The organism is Methylobacterium sp. J-068, assembly GCF_022829445.1.
In the GTDB taxonomy this organism is placed as follows: domain Bacteria; phylum Pseudomonadota; class Alphaproteobacteria; order Rhizobiales; family Beijerinckiaceae; genus Methylobacterium.
On sequence record NZ_JAKSXY010000106.1, the window covers coordinates 24,322 to 48,497 of the forward strand.

At 69.8% G+C, this 24,176-nt stretch carries 22 protein-coding genes and 2 tRNA genes; 11 read left to right on the forward strand and 13 right to left on the reverse strand.

The window, feature by feature from the left end; genetic code table 11:
* The first annotated feature begins 208 nt into the window (after nt 1–208).
* The 5 genes from MKK54_RS18240 to MKK54_RS18260 are packed head-to-tail and all read left to right on the forward strand — an operon-like array spanning nt 209 to nt 4,798.
* Complete coding sequence (locus MKK54_RS18240; protein ID WP_244012779.1) at nt 209–1,096, forward strand: STAS domain-containing protein; 888 nt, start codon at nt 209–211, stop codon at nt 1,094–1,096.
* A 4-nt stretch (nt 1,097–1,100) separates the two neighbouring features.
* Nucleotides 1,101–1,502, forward strand: coding sequence for an STAS domain-containing protein (locus MKK54_RS18245; protein WP_244012781.1), 402 nt, complete (start codon nt 1,101–1,103; stop codon nt 1,500–1,502).
* Nucleotides 1,483–1,887 carry an ATP-binding protein gene (locus MKK54_RS18250; protein ID WP_244012783.1) on the forward strand — a complete coding sequence of 135 codons (405 nt, stop codon included), beginning with the start codon at nt 1,483–1,485 and terminating at the stop codon, nt 1,885–1,887. The genes MKK54_RS18245 and MKK54_RS18250 overlap by 20 nt, the downstream gene beginning before the upstream one ends.
* A 2-nt stretch (nt 1,888–1,889) precedes the next feature.
* Nucleotides 1,890–2,885, forward strand: a complete 996-nt coding sequence (locus MKK54_RS18255) for a SpoIIE family protein phosphatase (RefSeq protein ID WP_244012785.1) — start codon at nt 1,890–1,892, stop codon at nt 2,883–2,885.
* Complete coding sequence (locus MKK54_RS18260) at nt 2,882–4,798, forward strand: ATP-binding protein (protein ID WP_244012787.1); 1,917 nt, start codon at nt 2,882–2,884, stop codon at nt 4,796–4,798. The genes MKK54_RS18255 and MKK54_RS18260 overlap by 4 nt, the downstream gene beginning before the upstream one ends.
* Before the next feature lie 148 nt (nt 4,799–4,946).
* Here MKK54_RS18260 and MKK54_RS18265 read toward each other — a convergent pair whose 3' ends face one another.
* Both MKK54_RS18265 and MKK54_RS18270 read right to left on the reverse strand, forming a co-directional pair.
* Entirely contained in the window at nt 4,947–6,659 is a 1,713-nt protein-coding gene (locus tag MKK54_RS18265; protein WP_313898397.1) for a site-specific integrase, read from the reverse strand.
* Nucleotides 6,615–6,704: transfer RNA gene (locus MKK54_RS18270), tRNA-Ser, on the reverse strand. The genes MKK54_RS18265 and MKK54_RS18270 overlap by 45 nt, the downstream gene beginning before the upstream one ends.
* Nucleotides 6,705–7,432: 728 nt before the next feature.
* Here MKK54_RS18270 and MKK54_RS18275 point away from each other — a divergent pair.
* The 4 genes from MKK54_RS18275 (at nt 7,433) to MKK54_RS18290 (ending at nt 10,316) form a co-directional block, all read left to right on the forward strand.
* On the forward strand, nt 7,433–8,503 hold the full coding sequence (locus MKK54_RS18275; protein ID WP_244012791.1) for an HD-GYP domain-containing protein: 1,071 nt from the start codon (nt 7,433–7,435) through the stop codon (nt 8,501–8,503).
* A 283-nt stretch (nt 8,504–8,786) separates the two neighbouring features.
* Nucleotides 8,787–9,254, forward strand: coding sequence for a MarR family winged helix-turn-helix transcriptional regulator (locus MKK54_RS18280; protein ID WP_244012893.1), 468 nt, complete (start codon nt 8,787–8,789; stop codon nt 9,252–9,254).
* A gap of 370 nt (nt 9,255–9,624) precedes the next feature.
* Nucleotides 9,625–10,083 (forward strand): NUDIX hydrolase, encoded by a 459-nt coding sequence (locus MKK54_RS18285; RefSeq protein WP_244012793.1) that lies wholly within the window; start codon nt 9,625–9,627, stop codon nt 10,081–10,083.
* Between the two features lie 158 nt (nt 10,084–10,241).
* A tRNA-Thr gene (locus tag MKK54_RS18290) sits at nt 10,242–10,316 on the forward strand.
* Nucleotides 10,317–10,561: 245 nt separating this feature from the next.
* Here MKK54_RS18290 and MKK54_RS18295 read toward each other — a convergent pair.
* From MKK54_RS18295 to MKK54_RS18345, 11 genes are all read right to left on the reverse strand, one after another.
* The gene (locus tag MKK54_RS18295) at nt 10,562–11,092 is read right to left on the reverse strand and encodes a phosphate-starvation-inducible PsiE family protein (RefSeq protein WP_244012796.1); all 531 of its coding nucleotides are present in this window, start codon (nt 11,090–11,092) and stop codon (nt 10,562–10,564) included.
* Nucleotides 11,093–11,294: 202 nt separating this feature from the next.
* The gene (locus MKK54_RS18300) at nt 11,295–14,507 is read right to left on the reverse strand and encodes a glycosyltransferase (protein WP_244012798.1); all 3,213 of its coding nucleotides are present in this window, start codon (nt 14,505–14,507) and stop codon (nt 11,295–11,297) included.
* Between the two features lie 595 nt (nt 14,508–15,102).
* Nucleotides 15,103–16,359 (reverse strand): D-amino acid dehydrogenase, encoded by a 1,257-nt coding sequence (locus MKK54_RS18305; RefSeq protein ID WP_244012800.1) that lies wholly within the window; start codon nt 16,357–16,359, stop codon nt 15,103–15,105.
* Nucleotides 16,360–16,481: 122 nt separating this feature from the next.
* Nucleotides 16,482–17,285, reverse strand: coding sequence for a sulfur oxidation c-type cytochrome SoxA (gene soxA, locus MKK54_RS18310; RefSeq protein WP_409564207.1), 804 nt, complete (start codon nt 17,283–17,285; stop codon nt 16,482–16,484).
* Nucleotides 17,282–17,602 (reverse strand): thiosulfate oxidation carrier complex protein SoxZ, encoded by a 321-nt coding sequence (soxZ, locus tag MKK54_RS18315; protein WP_244012802.1) that lies wholly within the window; start codon nt 17,600–17,602, stop codon nt 17,282–17,284. Before soxZ ends, soxA begins: the two co-directional genes overlap by 4 nt.
* 6 nt (nt 17,603–17,608) lie before the next feature.
* On the reverse strand, nt 17,609–18,085 hold the full coding sequence (locus MKK54_RS18320; protein WP_244012804.1) for a SoxY-related AACIE arm protein: 477 nt from the start codon (nt 18,083–18,085) through the stop codon (nt 17,609–17,611).
* On the reverse strand, nt 18,082–18,555 hold the full coding sequence (soxX, locus tag MKK54_RS18325; protein WP_244012806.1) for a sulfur oxidation c-type cytochrome SoxX: 474 nt from the start codon (nt 18,553–18,555) through the stop codon (nt 18,082–18,084). Before soxX ends, MKK54_RS18320 begins: the two co-directional genes overlap by 4 nt.
* Nucleotides 18,556–18,593: 38 nt before the next feature.
* Entirely contained in the window at nt 18,594–19,844 is a 1,251-nt protein-coding gene (locus MKK54_RS18330; RefSeq protein WP_244012808.1) for an NAD(P)/FAD-dependent oxidoreductase, read from the reverse strand.
* The gene (locus tag MKK54_RS18335; RefSeq protein ID WP_244012810.1) at nt 19,841–20,131 is read right to left on the reverse strand and encodes a c-type cytochrome; all 291 of its coding nucleotides are present in this window, start codon (nt 20,129–20,131) and stop codon (nt 19,841–19,843) included. Before MKK54_RS18335 ends, MKK54_RS18330 begins: the two co-directional genes overlap by 4 nt.
* Nucleotides 20,128–22,323 (reverse strand): xanthine dehydrogenase family protein molybdopterin-binding subunit, encoded by a 2,196-nt coding sequence (locus tag MKK54_RS18340; protein ID WP_244012812.1) that lies wholly within the window; start codon nt 22,321–22,323, stop codon nt 20,128–20,130. The genes MKK54_RS18335 and MKK54_RS18340 overlap by 4 nt, the downstream gene beginning before the upstream one ends.
* Before the next feature lie 10 nt (nt 22,324–22,333).
* On the reverse strand, nt 22,334–22,795 hold the full coding sequence (locus tag MKK54_RS18345; protein ID WP_244012814.1) for a (2Fe-2S)-binding protein: 462 nt from the start codon (nt 22,793–22,795) through the stop codon (nt 22,334–22,336).
* Between the two features lie 389 nt (nt 22,796–23,184).
* Between MKK54_RS18345 and MKK54_RS18350 the strand changes: the two genes are divergently transcribed.
* On the forward strand, nt 23,185–23,928 hold the full coding sequence (locus MKK54_RS18350) for a Crp/Fnr family transcriptional regulator (RefSeq protein WP_244012816.1): 744 nt from the start codon (nt 23,185–23,187) through the stop codon (nt 23,926–23,928).
* Complete coding sequence (locus tag MKK54_RS18355) at nt 23,925–24,170, forward strand: hypothetical protein (RefSeq protein WP_244012818.1); 246 nt, start codon at nt 23,925–23,927, stop codon at nt 24,168–24,170. Before MKK54_RS18350 ends, MKK54_RS18355 begins: the two co-directional genes overlap by 4 nt.
* Nucleotides 24,171–24,176: the final 6 nt, after the last annotated feature.

A 24,176-nucleotide genomic window follows, 5' to 3' on the forward strand; every position in this document is an offset into this window, starting at 1 on the left:
TCCGAGATCCGCCGGGAGACGCGCCGGGACGCGGCATGCCACCCGGGTGCGTGCCCCACGCCGGTCCCGTCGTCGCATCGACATCGACGGCCATCGGGAACTACGTCACCGAACCGGAGGCCGGGGACAACAGTCCATGGCGAATTCCTTGGAGGATCGTAACCTATCGTACGGCGACGGATCGCGTTAGACACCGCGGAACGTCGAAATGGACCACAGGATCGCCATGCACGGGGCCGAGCTACTTAGGAAGGTCGTCGTGGACGATGCCGGAGGCATCCGCGATGCCTGGCTCGCGATCCTCGCCGCTGGCATGACGGCGCATGGCGGGCGTGCTCGGGAAGGCGAGCTCCGTACCCAGGCCGGGATCGTCGTCTCGCAGCTCGGGGAGGGGTTGGCTGCCGGCGACCTCGACGCGGACGGTTCCGGCTTCGCGCCGCTAAGGGAAACCCTCGCTGACATCTCGCGCTCGCGGGCGCTGCAAGGCTTCACGCCCACCGACACCGCCAACTTCGTTTTCTCGCTCAAAGAGCCGGTGTTCGAGGCGCTGGGCCGGGCCTGTGGATCCGGCAGCCCGGATCTCGCCACCGGGGTCGTGTCCGCAGGCAAGCTGCTGGACCGGCTCGCGCTGCATACCATGGAGACCTTCCTGGCAAGCCGCGAGGAGGTGATCGGTCGCCAGGGGCAGGAAATCGCCGAGCTTTCCACCCCGGTCGTCCGGCTGTGGGACGGCATCCTCGCGCTGCCGCTCATCGGCACACTGGACAGTGCCCGCACCGGCGTCGTGATGGAGACCCTGCTCCAGGCGATCGTCGACGAGGAGGCGGAGATCGCCATCATCGACATCACCGGGGTGCCGACCGTCGACACCTTGGTAGCCCAGCACCTCCTGAAGACCGTCGCGGCGGCGCGGCTGATGGGCGCCGACTGCATCGTCTCCGGCATCCGGCCGCAGATCGCGCAGACCATGGTGCATCTCGGCGTCGAGCTGAACGTCGTCTCGAAGGCGACCTTGGCCGACGCCTTCGCCGTCGCTCTCAGGCGGACCGGCCGCAAGGTGGTGCGCCAGCAGGCTCCGACCGAGGAGCGCCGCTGAGGCCATGGACCGTATCCCGATCCTCAAGCTGGGTGGCGTCCTCATCGTCACCATCCAGGTCGACATGCACGACCGCCTCGCGCTGGCCTTGGAGGAGGACCTGACGGCGATGATCGTGCGCACCGGCGCGCGCGGCGTGCTCATCGAGATCTCGGCCCTGGAGATCGTCGATTCCTTCATCGGGCGCATGCTCGTGAGCATCGCCGCCGTCTCGCGCGTCCTCGACGCGGAGACGGTCGTGGCCGGCATGCGCCCGGCGGTCGCCATCACGTTGGTCGAGCTCGGCCTGGAGCTGACGGGCATCAAGACCGCACTCAATGTCGAGCGGGGCATGGCGTTGGTCCAGGCCGGCCTTTCCGAGGAGGACGACGGACACGGGAGCGACCGTGGCCGTTACGAGGACTGAGACCCTCCCGATCCGGACCGGCGACGACGTCGTCCGCGTGCGCCAGAGGGTCCGTGCGCTCGCCGTCGAGATCGGCCTCGGGCTGGTCGACCAGACCAAGATCGTCACGGCGGCGAGCGAGCTCGCGCGCAACACCCTCGACTACGGCGGCGGGGGGGACGTCATGGCGGAGATCGTACAGGCCGGCGCGCGCCTGGGCTTGCGCCTGACCTTCGACGACCAGGGGCCCGGCATCGCCGACATCGAGCAGGCGATGACCGATCACTACACCTCCGGCGGCGGCCTTGGCTTGGGCCTGGGCGGAGCCAAGCGGCTCTCGAACGAGTTCCACATCGCGTCGATGCCCGGGAAAGGCACGCGCGTGACGATCGCACGCTGGAAGTGAGCATGGACCGGGTCACCGTCACGGAAGCGAGCCAGGTGGCCGAGGCGCGGCGACGTGCGGTGGCCGCGGCGCAGGCGATCGACTTCGACGAGACCGCGTCCGGTCGCGTCGCCCTCGTCGCGACGGAGCTCGCATCGAACATCGTGAAGTACGGCGTGCCCGGCGAGATCCTCGTCGGCGCATACCGTGACGGGACCGGTTCGGGGGTCGAGATCCTCGCCCTCGACAAGGGGCCCGGCTTGTCGGATGTCGCCGCCGCGTTGCGCGACGGGCATTCCACCGGCGGCAGCGCCGGGGAGGGTCTCGGCGCGGTGCTTCGACTGTCCCAAGCCTTCGACATCGCCTCGCGTCCGGGCTCGGGCACCGCGGTGCTGGCGCGGCTTGCACCGGTTCGTCGTTCCCCCCCGGAACCCGTTCCGGGTTTCGGTGCCGTGACGGTTCCGCTGAGGGGCGAGACCGCCAACGGCGACGCCTGCGCCGTCCACGAGCGTGGCGATGGCTGGACCGCCATCGTGGCGGACGGCCTCGGCCACGGCCCTGCGGCCGCCGAGGCGTCCGAGGCGGCCATCCGGATCTTCCGGATCAACCATGGCGCACAACCCGGGATGATCCTGTCGGCGGTCCACGCGGGGCTCCACCATACCCGGGGCGGGGCGGTCTCCGTCGCCCGCTACGATCGGGATACCGGCATCCTGACCTTCGCCGGCATCGGCAACGTCGCGGGCGCCGTCGTCGCGGGTGCCGCGACCAAGCGTACCGTCAGCCTCGCCGGCACGGCAGGCCATGCCGCCAGGCGGATCCAGGAATTCGAGTACCCCATGGGACCCGAGGACTTGTTCGTCCTATGCTCGGATGGCATCGCGACGGGATGGTCCCTCGATGCCTATCCCGGCCTGGCGATGGCGCATCCGACGTTGGTGTCAGGGGTGGTCTATCGCGACTTCGCCCGCGCCCGCGACGACGCCACCGTCCTCGTCGTGCGGGGGGGCGCCGCATGAGATGGCCGCTGCTCGCCAGTCCCGTGGTGCACGAGGACGACATCATCGCGGTGCGCCAACGGGTGCGCGGTCTGGCCGAGCGCCTCGGCTTCGGCGTCCAGGACCAGACCCGGATCGCGACGGCGGTATCCGAGATCGCCCGCAACGCCTTCGGCTACGCCGGTGGCGGCCGCGTGGAATACGGCCTCGACGAGGACGACGGCCGACAGATCCTTGTGATCCGCATCCTCGACCGCGGCCCGGGCATCCCCCACCTCGACGACATCCTCGGGGGCCGCTTCCGCTCGACCACCGGCCTCGGCATCGGCATCACCGGCTCCCGGCGCCTTATGGACCGCTTCGAGATCGAGACCGGGCCCGGTCGGGGTACGGCCGTGACGTTCGGCATGAGGCTGCCGATCGGCTCCGAGGCCTTCTCGGGCCGGGCGCTCTCGACCATGGCGGAAGACGTCGCCCGCGCCCGGCCCGACCAGCCGACGACCGCGCTGCGCGAGCAGAACCGCGAGCTGCTGCGAAGCCTCGCCGAGCTCGCCGAGCGCAAGGAGGAGGCGGAGCGTCTCAACCGCGAGCTCACGGAGACGAACCGCGGCGTGGTCGCCCTGCACGCCGAGCTTGAGGCGCAGGCCGCGCTCCTGCGCGAGGCGGGCGCGCACCTGGAAAGCGAGGTCGCCGCCCGGACGGCGGAACTCGCCCAGGCCAACGCACGCCTGCTCGCCGAGGCGGTGGAGCGCGAGCGCATGGAGCTGGACCTGAGGCAATCGCAGAAGTTGGAGGCGGTGGGCCAGCTGACCGGCGGCGTGGCGCATGACTTCAACAACCTGCTCACCATCATCCGCTCGTCCGTTGACTTCCTGCGCCGCCCGGACCTGCCGGAGGAGCGGCGGCGTCGGTACATGGACGCCGTGTCCGACACGGTCGACCGCGCCGCCAAGCTCACCGGGCAGCTCCTGGCCTTCGCGCGCCGCCAGTCGCTGAAGCCGGAAACATTCGACATCGGCGAGCGTCTGCGCGGCGTCGCGGAGATGCTCGACAGCGTGACCGGCTCGCGCATCCGCGTTGTCGTGGACGGGCCGGGGGAACCGACCCTGGTGCGTGCAGACGTCAACCAGTTCGAGACCGCCCTGGTCAACATCGCCGTCAACGCCCGCGATGCCATGGACGGGGTCGGCACCCTGACCATGCGCGTACTCCCCGACCGGTCCATGCCGCCGATCCGAGGCCACGGCGGATCATGCGGTCGGTTCGCCGCCGTCTCCCTGACCGACACCGGATGCGGCATCCCGAAGGACATCCTCGGACGCATCTTCGAACCGTTCTTCACGACCAAGGAAGTCGGCAAGGGAACTGGCCTCGGGCTCTCCCAGGTGTTCGGGTTCGCCAAGCAATCCGGCGGCGACATCGAGGTGTCGAGCGAGGTCGGGAGCGGCACGACCTTCACGATCTACCTGCCCGAGATCTCGGGCGGGGTCGCCGCATCGTCCATCGCCGACCCGGACGCCGTCCGCTCGCCCCTGGGCGACGGCCAGCCCATCCTGCTCGTCGAGGACAACCTGGAGGTCGGACGGTTCTGCACACAGATCCTGCAGGACCTCGGCTACGCTCCCGAATGGGTCGTCAACGCGGAGGAAGCGCTGGACCGCCTGGGCACGGACGGGGCCGGGTTCCGCGCCGTCTTCTCCGACGTGGTGATGCCGGGCATGGGCGGCATCGAACTCGCAAGGGTGCTGCGCGAGCGCATCCCGCGGCTTCCGGTGGTGCTCGCCTCGGGCTACAGCCACGTCCTGGCGCGCGACGACGACCACGGCTTCGAGCTTCTCCACAAGCCGTACTCGGCGACGCAGGTCGGGCGCGTCCTTTCCCGTGTCATCGCCGCCGCTCCGCCCGCAGGCGATCGGCCTGCAGGCGCCCAATGAGGCAATCCGGGCCGCCATGACGGACCGTACCAGGCTCGGGGTCATGGAAACTGCATCCGCATCGCCCTGGATCAGACGCTGGCCCCCAATCCATGGGGGCCGTCCCCTTCGAGAACGGCCAGACGACGCGGGCGACCCTATGAAAGGCTTAGAAGGCTTGCCGGGAAACCGGGGTTTCCTGGGGGATCCCGACGCTTCCGCCCGACGCTGATAGCTCCGGCGCGCCTAGAGCGTACCGAGGGAACAGCAGCATCTCGCGCGCCATCACGTCGACCTTGACCGATCCGTACCTACCGCCCTCGGTCCTAGGGGCATGCCCCTGGATGGCATCAAGGACCGCCTCAGGCATACGGCATGCCCGGCCACGCGTCTTGAAGCTGTGGCGCCAGCCGTGGTTCGGGTCGACGCCGACGTCGTCGATCCCGAGCTTACGGACCCAGGCCGCCAACCGCTCCCCGACCTTCTTCGACAGTGGGTTCGCATCCGAACCGCCGCGACCGCGCGCGGGATCGTAGAACAGGGGGCCCTTCCGCGTGGCGACGTAATCGAGGAAGCCCATCTCCACGAGATGCGGGTGGATCGGCACGTCACGGAACCGCTTCGTCTTCACCGTGCCCGCCTCAGGTGTGATGCGGAAGACCGGTATGCCGCCCTCATGGCGCACGTCCTGTCGCCGCAGCTGGGTGATTTCGCCGACCCGTGCCCCTGAATAGGCGCACAACCACGGGACCCACCGGCGTGCCGCCGCATGTTCGGGGCTCAGGCGCGCCCCTTGGGGTGCGAGGGCCGCTGCGAGGATAATGTTGGCCTCTTCCTCGGTGAAGTCGCGGTCGCGCAGCACGACCGCCCCGACGACCTTGACCCGGATGTCCGCGCAAGGGTTGGTCGCGACCTTGCGATCGCCCTTGAGCCAGCGGAAGAGCGCCTTCGCAGAGGCGACGTAGACGTCACGGATGGTCTTGTCGCCGCGTCCCTGCCCACGGAGCGAGGCGACCCAATCCGATATGTCGTCCGGGGTTATGCGGGCGAGGTCGTCATGGCCGGCGGACACAGCCAGCGTCGCCAGTGCCGGTGCCCAGCGTTTCCGGGTCGAGGCAGCGAGCTTCGACACGTCGGCGTAACGCGCGAACCACTCCTGGAGCGGAAGGACCACGGCCTTGACCGGCATCTTTGGGAACCGACCCGCCATCGGGTCGGGGCTGAAGTCCCCTTCAAGGTACTTCGCGCTCTGGTCGACGGCTTGGAGGATCGCCTTGGCGATTGCGTGATCCAAGGCATCGCGCGTGGCCTGATCGAACGCCAGTCCCTTCCCGGCGAAGTGGGCGTCGATGTCCGCACCGTGGAGACGTCGGAACCTCTCACGGTTCCCAGGGGTCGGATCCTTCACATACGCGTCGATCGTCGCGGACGAGATGAGATTGAACACCGGCGAGAACCGCCCCTCCCGGAACTGCGGGATCAGGTCCTCGTAGAATTCGCCCGCGATGGCGTTGACCTCAAGAAGGCTCAGGCGCCGTACGCCGGCCCGAAGGTTCTCCCAGCGGCGCTCCACCAACACGGCGTGGGCGGCGTGCCGGCGCTTGGCCTCGCCGACGTCCTTCGTCCCGAGGCTCGCCTTCTCCTCACGCTTGCCGACGAGCGCCAGCATGTCCTTCGGTACCCGCTTTCGGAACCAGAAGACGCCGGTCTTCGGATGGGGCCAGGGACGCGACATAGGGAGAACCACGTGTGTACCACCCGTGTGTACCACCGGGCGGCCGCGAAGTCCTTGCTCCTGTTGGGATCGTTCTGAAAATAATGAAAATTCAGGTCGATGTGGCGGAGAGGGGGGGATTCGAACCCCCGATGCCCTTGCAGGCATGCCGCATTTCGAGTGCGGTGCATTCAACCGCTCTGCCACCTCTCCGCGAAGGCGCCTCGATGAGACGCGGGCTCCGTAACACGAGTGGTCCCGCTTCCACAAGCGGGAAGCGGCGCGAAACCAGGGCGATGGCCTGAAGGATCGGGATTCCAGGCGTGCGTGTTTCATAGGGGGCCTCTGTGGGGTGAGGCGTTTGATGTCGAGCAAGGCTCTGCTGGACCATGTTTCGGCACGGGAAGCCCCGCGCCAGAGGCGGACGGTGGTCTACCCTCTGCCGGAGATCATGCGGCCGGGCCCGTGCGCGACGCTCGCGGCAGCGGACGACGTCGTGGAGGTCCTGGGGCGAGGAGAAGCTGGATTTTCCGCGCGCGATGCTGCCGTTTGCCCACGGTATCCATCGCACGACACTCTGAACGATCTTCTGAACGCGCGGGATCCGGGCCTGTTCTAGGCGTGCTTTCCCACCTGGGCCGAGGCACTGCGCGAGGCTGAACCAGACATCCGCGCCGCGTCCGGCAAGGACAGCCTCGAGACACGCCGAAAGACCGCCGCCTGGCGCCACGACGACCTCGAGGCCATCCTCACTCAGGACCGCCCGAGACCCTTCAAGTGATGGCCCCGGGCGCGAAAGGCCGGGGCGCGGAATGGGCGCGCGGCGGGCCGGGCGGTTCAGGATTGCTTAACCATGCGGCGAGCAGGATGCGCGCGCTCAAGGTCGGGTCGGGCGGTGCCAGCGGGGTGCCGCGCGGGAGCGGCGACCGGGGATGGGATGGATGGCGCGCGAAGCCGGCACGGCCCTGATCGTCCTCGTGGCCAGCGCGACACCCTTGCCGCTCATCGAGGCCCTGTCTCCGCTGGCCTGCGCCTCGCGGCTGGTGATCGGCCTCTCCGATGCGCCGGAGGCCCTGCGCGGCCAGGCCTGCGACCTGATCGTGATCGACGCGGGCGAAGGTCTCCAGGGCGAGACCGACGACGGCATCCACCTCGTCGCGGGCCTGCGCGCGATGCCGGAGCACGCCCGCACGCCGATCCTGATGCTCGCCGGCGGCGATGCGGCGGCGGTTCGACGCGCCGCGATCGCGGCGGGCGCCACCGACGTCATCGCACGTCCCGTCGAGGCACTCGACCTCACGACGCGGGTCGGCAACCTCCTGGAACTGGCCCTCGTGCGGCGCACGGCCGAACAGCAGACGCGGCGGATGGCCCGCACCGTGGAGCGCGCCGTGGCCGAGACCGCCGCCCATGAGCGGGAGATCATCCGCCGCCTGATGCTCGCCGCCGAGTTTCGCGACGATCAGGCCGGAGGCCACCTCACCCGCGTCGCCGGTTGCGCCATCGCCATCGCGGACGGACTCGGGCTCTCGGAGCAGGACGCCAACGATGTCGGCCTGGCCTCGACCATGCACGACATCGGCAAGATCAGCATTCCCGACACGATCCTGATGAAACCCGGCGCCCTGAGCGAGACCGAGCGCGAGGAGATGAAGCAGCATGCCCTGCGCGGATACCGCATGCTCTACGACAGCCCCTCGCACCTGCTGCAACTCGCCTCCGACATCGCCCTGACCCACCACGAGCGCTGGGACGGTCACGGTTATCCCCAGGGCCTGCGGGGCACCGACATCCCTCTGGCCGGCCGGATCATCGCCGTGGCCGACGTGTTCGACGCCCTCATCTCCGAGCGGGTCTACAAGAAGGCCTGGTCGCCGGACGAGGCCCGCCGGCACCTCGAGGCTCATTCCGGCAGCCATTTCGATCCCGATTGCGTCGCGGCCTTCGTCTCGCGCTGGGACGACGTCCTGGTGCTGATCGCGGAGCACCCGCCCGAAAGCCGAGCGGCCTGAGGGCGCTCATCGCCCGCGCACCCCGCGTTCCGGCAAACCCGCGTTCCGGCAAGACGGGGCCTTCGCCTCGCAGGCCGTGTCACGGAACTTGCACGGCGCAGGGGATGGGCAACATTCGCTCCACCTCGAAGAACGCCGTCCGGCTGTCACGACTGCGGCGAAACGTGCATATACTGGAAGCACCTGGGTCCGCTATCGTCCGCGGCCGGGAGGGGTCCGAAGGCGGCTCTCCCCCCGCTGCCGCGTCAGCGGCCGGCTTCGGGAAGCAAGTGGCATGGCATGTATGGTAGACGCTCCGCGCGAGACGACGGCGCCCCTGATCGACCCGCTGCTCCTCGACAATCAGCTCTGCTACGCCCTCTACGCGGCGGCGCACCGCATGACGAAATCCTATCGTCCGATGCTGGAGCGGATGGGACTGACCTACCCGCAATACCTCGTGCTCCTCGTCCTGTGGGAGACGGACGGCGTCACGGTCTCCGAGATCGGGCGGCGCCTGCGGCTCGATTCCGGAACGCTCACCCCCGTGCTGAAGCGCCTGGAAACGGCCGGCTTCCTGGTGCGGAACCGCCGACGCTCGGACGAGCGCGAGGTCGAGATCGCGCTCACGCCCAGGGGCCGGGATCTGCGCGCGGAAGCGACGGCCGTCCGGGAATCCGTGATGTGCCAGCTCAACATGTCGGAGCCTGAGGTCCAGGCGATGCGGGCCGACCTCAATGCGCTCATCGCCAATCTCAGCGCCGCGGGCTGACGTCGGCCGGGCACGACGCGCCCCGGCGGTCCGGAATGATTTGCCGGATAAATTTCTCTTGGGCGATCGCGGCGTTTGGCGCTAAGGCGAGGCGTGATCGCGTCCGCCCGGCCGGCCGCGCGGCGCGACGATTCCCTTCCCGCACGGCCCCTGGCGACGCCGCTCGCCGCCACCGGCCGCCCTCGAAACTGCATCGGGCCTCGAGACGGCCCTTCGGGACTACGACAGACGTGGACACCGCTCATCCGCTCCGGGCGCCGGCCCTTCTCCGCCGAGCCCCTCGCCCGCGGGACGGGCATCCCGCGCCGCCGCGCCGCGCGCGGAGACCCGTCCGGTTCGAACCCGCGCCGCGGGGGCGCGTTTTCAATCCATGAGTGCGATTGCGGGCGATGCGGATCTGGCCCCGCGGCGGCAGGTCGGGGCGCTGCCGTTCCGGCGGACGCCGGACGGTGGCTACATGATCCTCCTGGTGACGTCGCGCGAGAGCCGGCGCTGGGTCATTCCCAAGGGCTGGCCGATGAAGGGCCGCAAGCCCTACGAAGCGGCCGCGCGCGAGGCTTACGAGGAGGCGGGCCTGATCGGCACCATCGGCAAGCGCCCGCTCGGGTTCTACCTCTACGAGAAGCGCCTCAAGAGCCGTGACGCGGTCCTGTGCCAGGTGAAGGTGTTTCCCTTGGAGGTGCGCAAGCAGCTGAAGCACTGGCCCGAGCGCCACCAGCGGGAGGATCGCTGGTTCACGCCCTCCGATGCCGCCGAGGCGGTGGCCGAGGCGGGTCTCGCCGCCATCATCCGCGCGGCCTGCAAGCGCGAGACCGGCGCGCTCGCCTGAGCGCCGGATCGTGCTCCGAGGGCACCGCTCCGGGCAGACGGACACGGCCGCGCGCAAAACCGACGAGATTCACCGCAATGCGATTGCCAAGGGGTCCCCGATCGGCTACTTCCCCCTCCGTCCGGTCGCGAGGCCATCGCCGCCGCCACGGACAGATCGCTGCTGTAGCTCAGTGGTAGAGCACTTCATTGGTAATGAAGAGGTCGACAGTTCAATCCTGTCCAGCAGCACCACTTTCCCGAACAGCGATGTAACCTCGGGAAAGAGTTCTGGTCGCTCGGGTCGCGAATAGCGGGCCCTGGAGCATCTCAAGAAAACTCCACCTATCCGTGCTGTCCGTCGGGCCGCTCATCGCGGCGTACCGTCCGTTGCGGAATCACGCCGCGCCGATCCGGTCAGCCTCATACTCGGTTTCATCGAGGTCTGGTCTGAGACCGGACCTGGAGACGAAGCGCGGGACGGTTCGGCGCGCGGCCGCTCAGGCGCCGGCCTGCTCCTGCGATTCCTCGCCCGCGGGCTTGCCGTCGTCGCGGGCGCGGTGGAGCATGAAGATCGCGAACACCATCGTCAGGATCAGGCCGGCCAGGACGGCGAGTTCGATCATCGAGGCCTGGAACAGCGCCTGCTTTTCCGGCGACCAGTCCTTGGCGTGGGTGATCTCCGAGGATTGCAGGGTGATCACCAGCACCCGCCGGATCGAGGCGATGAGCCCGACGATCAGGAACGGCTCGCAGGTCAGCTTGCCCGAGCGCATCGACACCCGCACCGTGTGCAGGATCTCGATCAGCATCAGCAGGAACAGCAGCCGGTCCACCACCTCGAGGATCTGGTCGGCCCCGCCGAGGCTGCGCAACGCCCCCCAGGTCAGCGCGGCGGCGTCGACCAGCGCCACGACGGCGGCAAGAGCGAGCAGGACGCCGAGCGCGGCGTAGATCGCGTGCTCGGTGTGCAGGAAAACGAAGCTCGCCGCGCGCGTGAGCCGGCCCTGATCCTGGCTGTCGTCCGACATGAGGCGCGCTCCTCCCTGTTCAGGCGATCAGACAGGATTGGTGGCCGGACGTCCAGCGCGGCGGCACCTTCCGGGCCCCCGGACGGCGTTTCGTGCGGGGAGCGCCGCGCGCGCCTGCCGGCATGCCGACCGGCCTCCTCGCGGGGCGGGCGATCCCACGCCGGAGCGGGCGGGCCGGAATCCTACGTCGCCGAGACCGCCCTCACGATGAGACCGCCCTCATGACGCGACCGGCTTCGTTCGGGTCGTCGACGGCGTGGCCTGCCTGCCGCGGCGCACCCGGCGAGGCGGCCGCATCCGGGGCTCCCGCCTCCGGCCCAGGCTGCCGATAATAGGCGTCCAGCGAGGGCACGAAGGTCGGCTCGGGACGCATGGGCTCCAGGGTCGCCAACATGTCACGGGCGCCCATCAGGGCCTCGAGGATGATGCGACTGTCCCGCGTGAACGGGATCACCACGCCACCGCCCATGGCCTTGATCCGTGCGGCGGGCGCTCCGATGTCGAAGGCGACGACGGGATAGCCCGCCTCCCAGACCTCCGACAGCACGTAGGAATAGGTCTCCGGCCAGATGCTCGGCAGGAACACGAAGTCCGGGTCGATCTCGTCGAGCTTCGCCTTCAACTCGGAGGGCTTGTACGCCCCCGTCACCGCGGCGTTCTTGTAGCGCACGAGGCGCTCGTCGTCGGAGGTGTAGCCGACGATGGTGAGGAAGAACGGCATGCGGTCGCGCGCCGCCCGCTCCACCATGCGGACGAGCACGTCGAATCCCTTGACCCGTCCGATCGCGCCGACGACCGCGATCCGCAGGCTGCCCCTGGACCGGCCGGCCCGCGAGACCACCGGTGCCGTCCCGTGCAGCCGCGGCTCCGGGTGGGGCGCGACGACGATGTCGGGCAGGTTCAGGCGTCTGCGATAGCGGCGCGCCGTATCGTCCGAGGGCGTCAGGATCCGGGTCGCCCGCTTCAGGATCCCGGCATTGAACGCGAGCCAGGCCTCGAGGTCGTTCTCGATCAGGGCGGTGTGGTCGGCGAAATTGTGCTCGACGCCGCCCGAGACGCAGAGCTGGCAGACCGAGGAGGTCGGTTCGCCGCAATAGGTATGGCGCTCGTCCGTGAGGTGGACACGCGGACAATACCACTGGAAGTCGTGCAGCGTCACGGTGTAGGGCCGCGCGCCCGAGAGCAGCGCCGCCAGGAAGTCGCTCCGGAAGGTCAGGCGCGAGTTCACGTGGATCTGGATCGCGACACCGGCCGCCTCGATCGCCGCGAGGGTCCGCTCGATCCGGTCCGGATTCAGCGTCAGGGTGACGCCGGCGCCGTTGAAGCTCAGCAGCAGGCGCGGGTCGTCACCGCGATCCGCCACCGGTGCGAGGACGGCGATCTCGTGGTCCGCCGACCGGGGAAGCCCCTGGATGTCCTCGACATAGCGCTTCGTGCCGCCACCCAGACCATGCATCAGGTGCAGGGTCAGGGACTTGAACCGCCCGACGAGGAGGCGAAGCAGGACATCCGTGCGCAGGTCCTCCAGGGGATCGGCGCGGATGAAGGCGAACACCTCGCTCAGATATTCCGGGTAGCGCTTCTCCAGCCGGACGTGATTGATTGCCAGGATCGATTGGCGCTCGGCGACGCCGAACGAGACCGAGCCCTCGTGGAGCACGAAGGTGTCCGTCGCCGCGAGGTGGATCCAGCCGAGGTCCCGGGCGGTGAGGCACCAATCGACCTCCTCGCAATATCCCCGCCCCCATTCGGGCGAGAACGGACCGACCTCGTCGAGGGCCTGACGATTGAAGTAGATGCAGAATCCGACGCCGGTCGGAATCTCCACGGGGGCCGCACCGTGCTCGGCGAAGGCCCGATCGATCGCGGCCACGTCGAGGCCCAGGGCCGGCGGGCTCGAATTCACGACGTTCGGGAAGCTCAGGATCGTCGCGTTGTTGGACATCGGCGTCACCGACGCGATGCCGGGCCGGGCGTGACAGTGACGCGCGAGCCGCTCCGGAAGGCCGGGCGGCAGGATCGTGTCCGCGTTGACGAGGAGCACGTCCTCGTCGGGCTCGAGCAGGGAGAACCCGCGATTCACGGTTCCGATGAAGCCGAGATTGCTCGGATTGTCGAGAATCGCGAGGCCCGGATGGTTCTCGGAAGCGACCTGAGCGAGATAGCCGGCGATCTCCGGATCCGGCGATCCGTCGTTGATCACGATGGCCCGCACCGCACCGGCCCGGAGTTGCGGCAGCAGGGATGCGAGGCAGAGCTTGAGATCGGCCAGTCCCTTGTAGACGGGGAGGATGGCGCAGATCGGAGCGGACTTGCGCGGCTTCCAGGGCGCCGGGTTGCGGTTGGCGGCGGCGTCGGCCGCGACGGGAATCGTTTCCGCCGCGATCACCGGCTGGAACGTGATGGGCCCATGTCCCCGGACACGCTCGGTCTCGGTCATGCGGGCGCGGATGCTCCGGCGCGCGATCAGGCTCACGTCGGGCCGGCCCCCTTCGAGGAGCCGCATGCGCGCCAGGGCCCGCTGCTCCCGAACCCGCAGATGCACGTCGTTCCCGAAACGCCCGAGAACGAGGCTCGAGCCCTCCGGACCGACGACGAGTTCGCTCTCCGGCTGGATGTCCTGATGGGAGAACAGGAAGCCGGCCGTCTCACGCCCGAACGCCGCCCGGACGTCGCCGCGCAGATGGGTCTTGATCTCGGACCGGGTCACGCCGTTCCGTACGATCCGCAGGGTCGTCGGCGCGTCGGCGATGGCGGGATCGAAGTACCAGCCGCTGAGGTGGTTCGGCGCCACCGCATCGATGTTGTATTTCGGCTGGCTGCTCCAAGTGCCGAACGGGAGCGTCGTCGCCCCGGCCCTGATGGCGAGACGATGCGGCTTTCCGTCGAGAGCCGAGACGGGCAGCGGAAGGGAGAACCCGTTCCAGCCGCCCTGCCCGGTGACCATGAACTGAAATTCGCCGCGATACCGCGTGAGGGCGACGGGATCACCGCTCACCCCGTCGACGACCAGACAGACGCTCGGCGCGGTGGTCGGAAACAGCGGCGCGAGCCATCCTTCGAGCCGGTAGTCGCGAATTCCGTCGAAGCATCCGGAATAGAGCTCCGGTCCGACCTCGAAATGCTCGTGATACGCCTGCCCCCGCACCGTCACGGTGATCGTGCAGGAGCCCGGATGCGCGGACAGGCTCGAACGCAGGGGTGCATAGGCGAGGTCGATCTTCTTGTGGCGGCCCGCCGATTCGACCGGAAGCCTCCGCGCGGCCTCGCCGGCGAAGCGAATCCGGACCTGGATCTCGTTGCGATGCGTGCCCGGCGCCAGCGCCAGAAGGACGCCGCCCTCGTGAAGCGTGATCCAGGTGACCGCGGCGCTCCGCTCGGAGGGTGTGACGACGCCCGCAGGCTTCCGACGCACGTTTTTCCAAGCTTTCCTCAGAAAGCCACGATCGAAAGTCGGCAGCTTCAAGAAATGCACCCCGTCCTCGCCTCAGATCGCATCGTTCCCCTCTGGAACCTTCGGGTCGACGGCACCTCTCGGACCTTCTCGCCGGACATTGCACCGAACTAAATCGGAGCCACGCGGCAAGATATCCGGCCGCCACGCGCGCGCCCTTCGAAGAGCGCGAGTACATATCAACTCAGGACATTCACAATCTGAAGCGACACCCTGGTCGGCCCAAGCAAATTCGCATAGGAAGCGTAATTATACAATCGGCAGGAACAGTCACGTCGCAAAAAACCTCCGGCTCGATTCTGAAACTTGCTTCTCCGGCAACCTTGTTTCGGACGGCGTCCAGGCCGGCGATACCGTATCCGAGCGGCACCGTCGAGCAGCGCGGCGATCCTGGCGGAGCCGCCCTCGACGCCGGCTTCCGGCCGACCGTCGCGGCCCGAGGTCGGGATTCGCGCCTCCGATCCCCTCGCCCGCCCCCCGGGGTCGCCGTCCTCCTCTCCCGACAGGCCGGAGCGCCCTGACAGAGGACGGAGAGACCAGATCGGTGCCCTTCGCGTCAAGCGTATCGCTGCATCGCAAAGTCCTGCGGCGCGATCTCGGGCGACCGGCCGGACACGACGTCGGCGAGCATGCGCCCCGAGCCGCAGGCCATGGTCCATCCCAGCGTGCCGTGGCCGGTGTTGGTGTAGAGGTTCGCGTAGGTCGTCGCGCCGACGATCGGCGTTCCGTCCGGCGTCATCGGCCGCAATCCGGTCCAGAAGCGGGCCTTGGCGAGGTCGCCGCCCTGCGGGAAGAGATCTCCGACCGAGCGCTCCAACGCCGCGCGGCGCGGGCCGCGCAGCACCTGGCTGAAGCCGGCGAGCTCGGCGGTGCCGCCGGCCCGGATGCGGTCTCCCAATCGGGTGATGCCGACCTTGAAGGTCTCGTCCATCACCGTGGAGACCGGTGCCGCTTCGGGATCGTCGATCGGCAAGGTCAGCGAGTAGCCCTTCACGGGATAGACGGGCAGGTTGAGGCCCAACGGCCGCAGCAGGGCCGGGGTGTAGCTGCCCATCGCGGCGACGTAGGCATCCGCGCCGAAGACCTCTCCGCCCTCGGTGGCGACACCGGTGACGCGGCCGTGCGCGTGGCGCAGGGCCGTCACCGACACGCCGTAGCGGAAGTCGACCCCGAGATTCGCGCAGATCGCCGCGAGCCCCTGCGTGAACAGGTGCGCGTCGCCGGTCTCGTCGCCGGGGAGGCGCAGGCCGCCGGCGATGCGCTCGCGGACCCGGGCCAGCGCCGGCTCGGCGGCGATGCAGCCGGCCGGGTCGAGCACCGCGTAGGCGACGCCGTAGGCATCGAGGATCGCCGTGTCGGTGCCGACCTGGTCGAGCTGCTTGGCCGTGCGGAACAGCTGCAGCGTGCCCTTCGTGCGGTGATCGTAGGCGATGCCGGTCTCGGCCCGCAGGGAGCCCAGCACGTCGCGGCTGTATTCCGCGAGGCGGACCATGCGGCCCTTGTTCCGGCGGTAGGCGTCGTGGGTGCAGTTGGCGAGCATGTGGGCGAGCCAGCCGTAGAAGCGGGGCTCGAACTGGGGCAAGAGCACCAGGGGGCGATGGCGCATCAGCAGCCACCTCATCGCCTTGACGGGAATCCCGGGGGCGGCCCAGGGCGCCGAGTAGCCGGGCGAGACCTGCCCCGCATTGGCGAAGCTCGTCTCCATCCCGGCACCGGCCTGACGGTCGAGCACCGTGACGCGGTGGCCGGCCTTGGCCAGATAATAGGCCGTGGTGACGCCGACGACGCCGCTGCCGAGAACGAGAACGTGCACGCGAGACTCCTTGTCGTCGGCGTTCCGGGGACGCACCATCCCGCACGCTCGCAGCCGGTGTCGTTCCCTACCATTGCTGCGCCGCACAATGCATCCCCCGTGCCCGGCACCGGGCGGGCGTTTCAAGGGCGGACGGCCGGCGTCTCGATGGGCAGCGGGCTCGCGCGATCCATCAGGTAGCGCTCCAGAGCGACGAATTCCGGCGCGCCATAGGCGAAGGGCTCGGCCCGCATCCCTGTCATGCAGTTGCGCAGGCGCCGCTGGACCGATCCGACGCCCTGCCATTCGAGGCGATAGAGCGGGTACCCGGTCGGATGCCCCTGCGGGATCGGGGCGGCGCCGAGCCGGCGGCCGGGATGGTCGTCGTGGCAGGCGGCACAGGAGAAGCCGAGCTGACCCATGCGCCGCGTGAACAGCGCCCGGCCCGCTTCCCGTGCCGGGGCGAGGTGCGGGTCGTCGGGCGGCACGATCGGCAGCCCGCGCGATTGGGCGGCGACGTAGGCCGAAAGCCCGAGAAGCTCACCGCTCTCGTAGGGGAAGGGAGGCGCTCCCTGGTGTCTCCGGCGACAGGCGTTGATCCGCCCCTGAAGGTCGATCGCGCCGCCGCTCTCGACGTCGTAGGCCGGGTAGCGGGCGGCGACGCCGCGCATGCTCGCATCCGCCGCGCCGTGGCAACCGGCGCAGGCGGGACGATCCGCGGCGGGCGCCTTCGCCCAGAGGTCCTCGCCCTCCTGCACCCAGAGCAGGCCGGGATTCGCGGTCTCGTCGCGCTGCATCGCCTGGATGGCGGGGCTCATGGTGTCGAAGCCCGAGCGCCGCGCGGCGGGCGGGATCTCGGTGGGCGGGATCTCGGCGGCCGAAATCCCCGTGGCGTTTCCGGCTCCCGCCAGCGCCAGGCCGAGGGCCAGGGACGCGGCGCGTCTCACGTCACCGTCAGCGTGGCGGTCTCGGTCTGCGCGAAACCGTTGTCGCCCCGCCAGACGAAGCTGAGCGTCCCCGTCCGCGTCGCCCGGAGGGTGAAGGTCAGGTACGGGTTCGCGGCGGTGGCGGGGAAGAGTTCGGCGCGAAACACCGTCTCGCCATCGTAGAGGCAGGTGAAGTCCGTGATGATGTCGCGGGCCATGATGCGCCCGTCGGCGCCGGGCCGGAAGCCGGTCTCCATCGGATGCGAGATCAGGGTCTTGATCGTCACGACCGCGCCGGCCTCGGCGGTCTTGGGAACGTTGATCAGGGTGCGGGCCATGGCGGATCAGCCCTCCAGGCAGGCGGCGAGGGTGACGATGGCGTCGGCCGTCGTCGACCAGTAGCGGCCGTCGCTGGTCTCCGCGATGGCGGTGATGCGCTGCGTGTCGGCGAGCCGGATGCGGGTGGTGAGGGCGGCGCGCCCGGACAGGGGTCCCAGATGCGCCGTGATCACGTTGGGCTGCGGGTTCCGGTCGTTGAACACGGCGATGCGGCGGACATGGTCCTCCGGGCTCATGGGGCTGTCCACCGTGACCGTGATGGTGACGGCGTTGCCGTTCTCGACCAGGGGCGGCAGGTCGAGATGGATGCGGCCCGGCCGGATCTCGGCATCCCCGGCAAAGCGCCGGATGGCCTCGGCCGTGCTCTCCGTGCGGGTCGCGGCCTCGGCCGCGACGGGGCGCAGGGCGACAACCGCGAGCGTGCCGGTCCCGAGGGCGAGAACGCCGCGGCGGCTCGGACGATGAGGCTCATCGAGGATCACGGCGCCGACCTTTCCGTCGTGGTGTCGCGCAAGGTGACGAGGAAGGCGACGACGTCCTCGATGGCCTGCGCCTCCAGCACCGGCCGGCCGGCCCAGGCCGCGCCGACGCGCGTGGTGCCGGACAGCGTGTAATAGGAGGGCATGATGGTGTCCGGGTTCAAGACCCGGCCGTCGACGAGGCGCAGGCGGAGCGCGCCCGCCGACCGCCGTCCACCGACCCCGGAGAGGTCGGGGCCGATGTCACCGGGGAACCGCTCCTCCGGGAACGGCCCGGCATGGCACAGGAGGCAGAGGCCCTTCGTACGATCGATGACGAGCGCGCGACCCCGGACAGGATCGCCCGGCGTCTCGGTCAGGGCCTCGGGAATCTCACCGCCGATCACGGTCACGGGGCGCAGCCGGCCGGCATCCCCCTCCCCCGCCGAAACGCCCGAAATCAGGATCGCACAGCCGATCCAGGCCCATGCCACGGCGCGCCTCGCTCGAAGACGCGTCACCCGAAGGCGCGTCACCCGAAGACCTGCCGGGTGATGGTGCGGTACCAATCGGCGGCGTACAGCGCCTCCTGCTCCCGCAGGGACTGCGGCGCGTCGATGGGGCTGGTCCCGCCGGCGCCCTCGACATCGCCGAGCACGCCGCCGGCCGGGTGGTAGACGCCCGCGACGGAGATGCCGTAGCCGGGGGCCACGAGGCTGTAGCAGGTGTTGATCAGCTTGGGCGCCTCGGGCTGGCGCCCGGCGAGGAGGTCGATCACCGCGTCCGCGCAGACCCTGGCCTGCGCGTTGGCCGAGAAGGCGGATTTCGGCATCGCCCCGGCGATGGCCGCGTCGCCGATGACGTGGATGTTCGGCACGAGCCGGGATTCGAAGGTGACCGGGTCGATCGGGCACCAGCCGCTGCGATCGGCCACGCCCGCGATCGAAGCGATCCGGCCCGCGCGCTGGGGTGGGATGATGCAGGCGACATCCGCCTTGTACTCGGAGAAGTCGGTGCGCACGATCATCCCCGCCGGGTCGACGGCACTGACCTGCCCGCCCTCCGCCAGCGGCACGTATTCGAGTTGGGTCGGATAGAGCGTCTTCCAGGCCGACTGGAACAGGCGCTGCTTCGAGAACGTGTCCTTGGCATCGAGCAGGATCAGCTTCGCGCGCGGCTTGCGGGTCTTCAGCACGTGGGCGATCAGACTGGCGCGCTCGTAGGGGCCGGGCGGGCAGCGATAGGGGTTGGCCGGCGCCGACAGCACCACCGTGCCGCCCTCCGGCATCGCGGCGAGCTGGCGCGCGAGGAGGAGCGTCTGCTCGCCCGCCTTCCAGGCATGGGGCATGCGGCTCGCGGCCGCCTCGTCGTAACCCGGGATGGCATCGAAGCGCAGGTCGATGCCCGGCGAGAGCACGAGGCGGTCATACGCGAGGGTGCTGTCGTCGGAGAGCGTGACCCGGTGCGCGGCCACATCGATGCCCGTGGCGGCGGCATGCACCACCCGGATGCCGGCGCGGGCCAGGGCCTCGTAGCCGAAGCGTTGCGCTTCCATCGGCTGAAGCCCGGCGATGACCTCGTTGCTGAAGGGACAGGACACGTAGGTCGGGTTGACCTCGACCAGGGTCACGTCGAGGCCGCCGCCATGGAGCGCCCGCGCGGCGGTGGCGCCGCCGAAGCCGCCGCCGATCACCACGACCTTGGGCGTGGCCCGCGCGAGCGCCGGCCGGGCCAGGGCGAGCGCCGCCCCGGTCGCGAGGAGCGTGCGGCGCGTCGTGCTCACGGCGGCCCCCGACGTGACAGGTAGGCCGCGATCGCCCGGCTCTCGTCCTCCGAAAAACCCTTGGCGATGCGGCCCATCACGCTGGCGGGGCGTGCGCCGGAGCGGTACTCGGCGAGCGCCGCCGCGATCTCGGCCTCCGGACGCCCGTCGAGCGCCCCCATCGCCGCGCCCTCGGCATGGCAGCCGGCGCACGAGGAGGCGCCCGGCGGAGAACGCAGGTCCGCCGCCGGGGCCGTTCCGACCGGCCACGCCAGCAGGCAGGCCGCGAGCGCGCGGAGACGCCTCACACCCGGCGCAGATCGGTGTTCTTCACCGGCATCTGGCGCACGCGCTTGCCGGTGGCGGCGGAGATGGCATTCAGCACGGCGGGAGCCGCCACCGCGATGGTGGGCTCGCCGACACCGCCCCAGAAGCCGCCGGACGGCATCACGATGGTCTCGACCACCGGCATCGCATCGAGGCGCATCACCGGGTAGGTGTCGAAGTTCGTCTGCTCGATGCGTCCGTCCTTGACCGTGCATTCCTGGTAGAGCGCCGCCGAGAGGCCGTAGACGAAGGAGCCGGCGATCTGCGCGTCGATCTGCTGTGGATTGAGCGCATGGCCCGGATCGGTGGCCGCGACGATGCGGTGGACCTTGACCGTGCCGTCATCGCCCACCGAGACCTCGGCCACGGCCGCCACGTAGGAGCCGAAGCCCATCATCTGGGCCAGCCCCCTGTGGATTCCCGCCGGGGGCTCGGTGCCCCAGCCGGCCTTGTCCGCCACCGCCTGCAGCACGGCCCGGTGCTTGGGGTGCTTTTCCATCAGCTTCAGCCGGAAGGCGAGCGGGTCCTGCCCCGCCGCCTGGGCGAGCTCGTCCATGAAGCATTCGAGGTAGATGGCGTTGGGGTTCATGTTCACGCCGCGCCAGAAGCCCGGCGGCACGTGCGGGTTGCGCATGGCGTGATCGACCAGGATGTTCGGGATCGCGTAGCCGATCGCCGCCTCCGCCCCGCCGGGGTTGAGGCCCTGGAACACCACCGGGTCCTTGCCGTCCACCATCCGGTTCGGCGCCACCGAGACCAGGATCGACTGGCCGGAGATGCGCATATGCAGCCCGGTGACGTTGCCGTCGGCGTCGAGGCCCGCGCGCATCCGGCACTGGGTGATCGGGTGGTAGCGCCCGTGGGTCATGTCCTCCTCGCGGGTCCAGATCAGCTTGATCGGGGTCCCGGGCATCTCGCGCGCGATGAGGACGGCCTGGCGCAGCCAGTCGTGGGTGGCGCCGCGCCGGCCGAAGCCGCCGCCGAGCAGGAGCTTGTAGACGTCGCACTTGGCGGCGGAGAGGCCGGCGGCCTCCGCGACGGCGGCCAGCGCCGCCTCGCCGTTCTGGGTCGGCGCCCAGGCCTCGCAGCGCTCCGGCGTCCAGCGCACCGTGGCGTTCATCGGCTCCATGGTGGCGTGGTTCTGGAACGGCACGCCGTAGGTCGCCTCCACGACCTTGGCCGCGCCCTTCAGGGCCGCCCCGACGTCGCCGCCCTTGTTGCCCACATAGGCATCCTCGGCGTCGAGCCCCTCGCGCAGCATCGCGGCGATGCTCTCGCTCGAGACCTTGCCGTTCGGGCCGTCGTCCCAGACGATCGGCAGAGCCTCGACGGCGGTCTTGGCGCGCCAGAATGTGTCGGCGATGACCGCCACGCCGGAATCGCCCACCGCGACGACCTTCCGCACGCCGGGCATGCCCTCGACCGCCTTGGCGTCGAAGCTCTTCACGGTGCCGCCGAAGACCGGGCAGTCGCGGATCGCCGCGTTCAGCAGGCCCGGCATCGTGAGGTCGATGCCGTAGATCTGGCTGCCATCGGTCTTCTCGACGGTGTCGAGGCGTTTGACCGGCTTGCCGGCGATGGTCCAGTCCTTGGGATCCTTGAGGACGATGTCCTTCGGCGGGGTGATCCTGGCCGCCGCCATCGCCACCGCGCCGAAGGTGGTGGTCCGGCCGGAGGCCGCGTGGCTGATCACGCCCTTCTCGACCCGGCACGCGTCCGGGGCGACGCCCCAGCCCTGGGCGGCGGCCTCGACCAGCATGATGCGGGCGGCGGCCCCGCCCTTGCGGACGTAGTCCTGCGATTCGCGGATGCCGCGGCTGCCGCCGGTGCCGAAATCGCCCCAGACCCGGCCGCGGGCGACGTTCTGACCCGGCGTCGGATACTCGGTGGTCACCTTGGACCAGTCGCAGCCGAGTTCCTCGGCCACGAGCTGGGCGAGGCCGGTGAGCGTGCCCTGGCCCATCTCGGAGCGGGCGATGCGGATCACCACGGTCTCGTCGGGCTTGATCACCACCCAGGCGTTGACCTCGGGCGTGAGCGCGGGCGCGGCCCCTTGCGCGGCGGCATCGCCCACGAAGGGGACGTGGAAGCCGAGGCTGAGGCCGCCGGCGGCCGCGACCGCACCGGCGACGAAGGCGCGGCGGGAGGGGGACTTGCTGGTGGAGATCGTCATGGCTCTCTCCTCAACCGGCCTGGCCGCCATCGGCCGCGAGCTTGATGCCGGCGAGAACCCGGTTGTAGGTGCCGCAGCGACAGATGTTGGTGATCTCGGTGCGGATCTCTGCCTCGCTCGGGTGCGGGTTCTGCGCCAGCAGCGCCGCCGAGGCCATGATCATGCCGGACTGGCAGAAGCCGCATTGCGGCACGTCGAGTTCGGCCCAGGCCTTCTGCACCGGGTGCGAGCGGTCCTTCGACAGGCCCTCGATGGTGACGATCTTCTGGTCCGGCGTCAGGCTGGAGACCGGCATGGAGCAGGAGCGCACCGCCGCGCCGTCGATATGCACCGTGCAGGCGCCGCACTGGGCGATGCCGCAGCCGTACTTCGTGCCCGTGAGACCCGCCTGCTCGCGGATGACCCAGAGGAGGGGCGTGTCCGGCTCGGCCTCGACCTCACGGATCGCGCCGTTCAGGTTCAGACGAATCATGCGTTCCTACCCCGATCTTCCGTCGCGACCTGCGCGCGACCCGAAGGCGCAGATGCAGGCCCGGTATTTGGAATCGTTGTACGGTGCGGATGTGCGGCGCGTCCACTGCGGCAAAGCGCATTCAATGTTCATTTTTCAAACCGGACGACGCGCGGGTCACGCGGCGTTGCCGGGACCGGTCTTGCCGGGCCGGCCCCGCGGACGGACCGCGTCATGGCCCGGCGCGGGCGTCACCTTGCCCCGCCCGATCGCGCGGGTCGGGTCGGGAGCGAAGGAAACATCTTCCTGCCGCCAAGCCCGGAGCGATGTGCTAACGGATTGCGCGTCGCAGGCGGCCGGACATGCGCCGTGCGGAGGTGCCGCCCCGGCGCAGGAAAGGCGATTTCGACATGAGCTTCGCAGCCGGCGCCGATCTCGGCCTGCTTATCCGGAAGCTGAAATCCATCATCACCGTCTCGGACGCGGAGCGCAGCGCCATCGAGCGCCTTCCGATGACCCGTCGGCAGCTCCCGGCGCGTCAGGACATCGTGCGGGACGGCGATCATCCCACGCAGTGCTGCCTGATGCTGGAGGGCTGGGCCTTCCGCTACAAGCTGCTGGACGAGGGCAAGCGTCAGATCCTCTCGGTGCATATTCCGGGCGACATCCCCGACCTGCAGAGCCTCCACCTGCCGGTGATGGACCACAACCTCGGCGCGCTGACCGCCTGCACCGTGGCGTTCATTCCCCACGAGGCGTTGCGCGAGCTGACCCGCACCCATCCCGGCATCACCGCCGCCCTGTGGCGCGACACGCTGGTGGATGCGGCGATCTTCCGCGAATGGATGACGAATATCGGCCGCCGCTCGACCTCGGGCCGGATCACCCACCTGTTCTGCGAGCTCTACCTCAAGCTCCACGCCATGGGGCTGGCCGAGAACCATGCCTGCGAGATGGCCCTGACCCAGGGCGACATCGCCGACGCGATCGGCGTCTCGAACGTCCACGTCAACCGCGTCCTGCAGGAACTGCGCGGCGAGGGGCTGCTCACGCTCCAGGGCCAGCGCCTCGTGATCCACGATTGGGCGGGCCTGACGAAGCGCGCGGAGTTCGATCCGGCCTACCTTCACCTGAAGCGCGCGCCCGCCCCATGACGCTCCGCCTTCAGGCCGTGCGCGTGCGGACCGGGAGCGACGACGAGGACGGCCGGCTCGTCCTGGCGGACGATGCGCTCGTGGGCATCCTCGTCCGGCTCTCGCCCGATCACGGGGAGACGGCCGGCCGCTGGTTCCTGGAAGCGGGGTTCGGCGAACTCCGGCATCCGGTCCCGGCGGCCTTCGAGGATCTCGCGGCGGCCCTCGCCTGGATCGCGGACCGGCTTCGCGCACCGAACTGACGCCGC

Bases quoted from the DNA above. Each gene is read 5' to 3' on its own strand.
- MKK54_RS18240 (WP_244012779.1), top strand. From the start codon at position 209: ATGGACCACAGGATCGCCATGCACGGGGCCGAGCTACTTAGGAAGGTC.
- MKK54_RS18245 (WP_244012781.1), top strand. From the start codon at position 1,101: ATGGACCGTATCCCGATCCTCAAGCTGGGTGGCGTCCTCATCGTCACC.
- MKK54_RS18255 (WP_244012785.1), top strand. From the start codon at position 1,890: ATGGACCGGGTCACCGTCACGGAAGCGAGCCAGGTGGCCGAGGCGCGG.
- MKK54_RS18260 (WP_244012787.1), top strand. From the start codon at position 2,882: ATGAGATGGCCGCTGCTCGCCAGTCCCGTGGTGCACGAGGACGACATC.
- MKK54_RS18265 (WP_313898397.1), bottom strand. From the start codon at position 6,659: ATGCCTGCAAGGGCATCGGGGGTTCGAATCCCCCCCTCTCCGCCACAT.
- MKK54_RS18275 (WP_244012791.1), top strand. From the start codon at position 7,433: ATGGCGCGCGAAGCCGGCACGGCCCTGATCGTCCTCGTGGCCAGCGCG.
- MKK54_RS18280 (WP_244012893.1), top strand. From the start codon at position 8,787: ATGGTAGACGCTCCGCGCGAGACGACGGCGCCCCTGATCGACCCGCTG.
- MKK54_RS18285 (WP_244012793.1), top strand. From the start codon at position 9,625: ATGAGTGCGATTGCGGGCGATGCGGATCTGGCCCCGCGGCGGCAGGTC.
- MKK54_RS18295 (WP_244012796.1), bottom strand. From the start codon at position 11,092: ATGTCGGACGACAGCCAGGATCAGGGCCGGCTCACGCGCGCGGCGAGC.
- soxZ (WP_244012802.1), bottom strand. From the start codon at position 17,602: ATGGCCCGCACCCTGATCAACGTTCCCAAGACCGCCGAGGCCGGCGCG.
- MKK54_RS18340 (WP_244012812.1), bottom strand. From the start codon at position 22,323: ATGACGATCTCCACCAGCAAGTCCCCCTCCCGCCGCGCCTTCGTCGCC.
- MKK54_RS18345 (WP_244012814.1), bottom strand. From the start codon at position 22,795: ATGATTCGTCTGAACCTGAACGGCGCGATCCGTGAGGTCGAGGCCGAG.
- MKK54_RS18350 (WP_244012816.1), top strand. From the start codon at position 23,185: ATGAGCTTCGCAGCCGGCGCCGATCTCGGCCTGCTTATCCGGAAGCTG.
- MKK54_RS18355 (WP_244012818.1), top strand. From the start codon at position 23,925: ATGACGCTCCGCCTTCAGGCCGTGCGCGTGCGGACCGGGAGCGACGAC.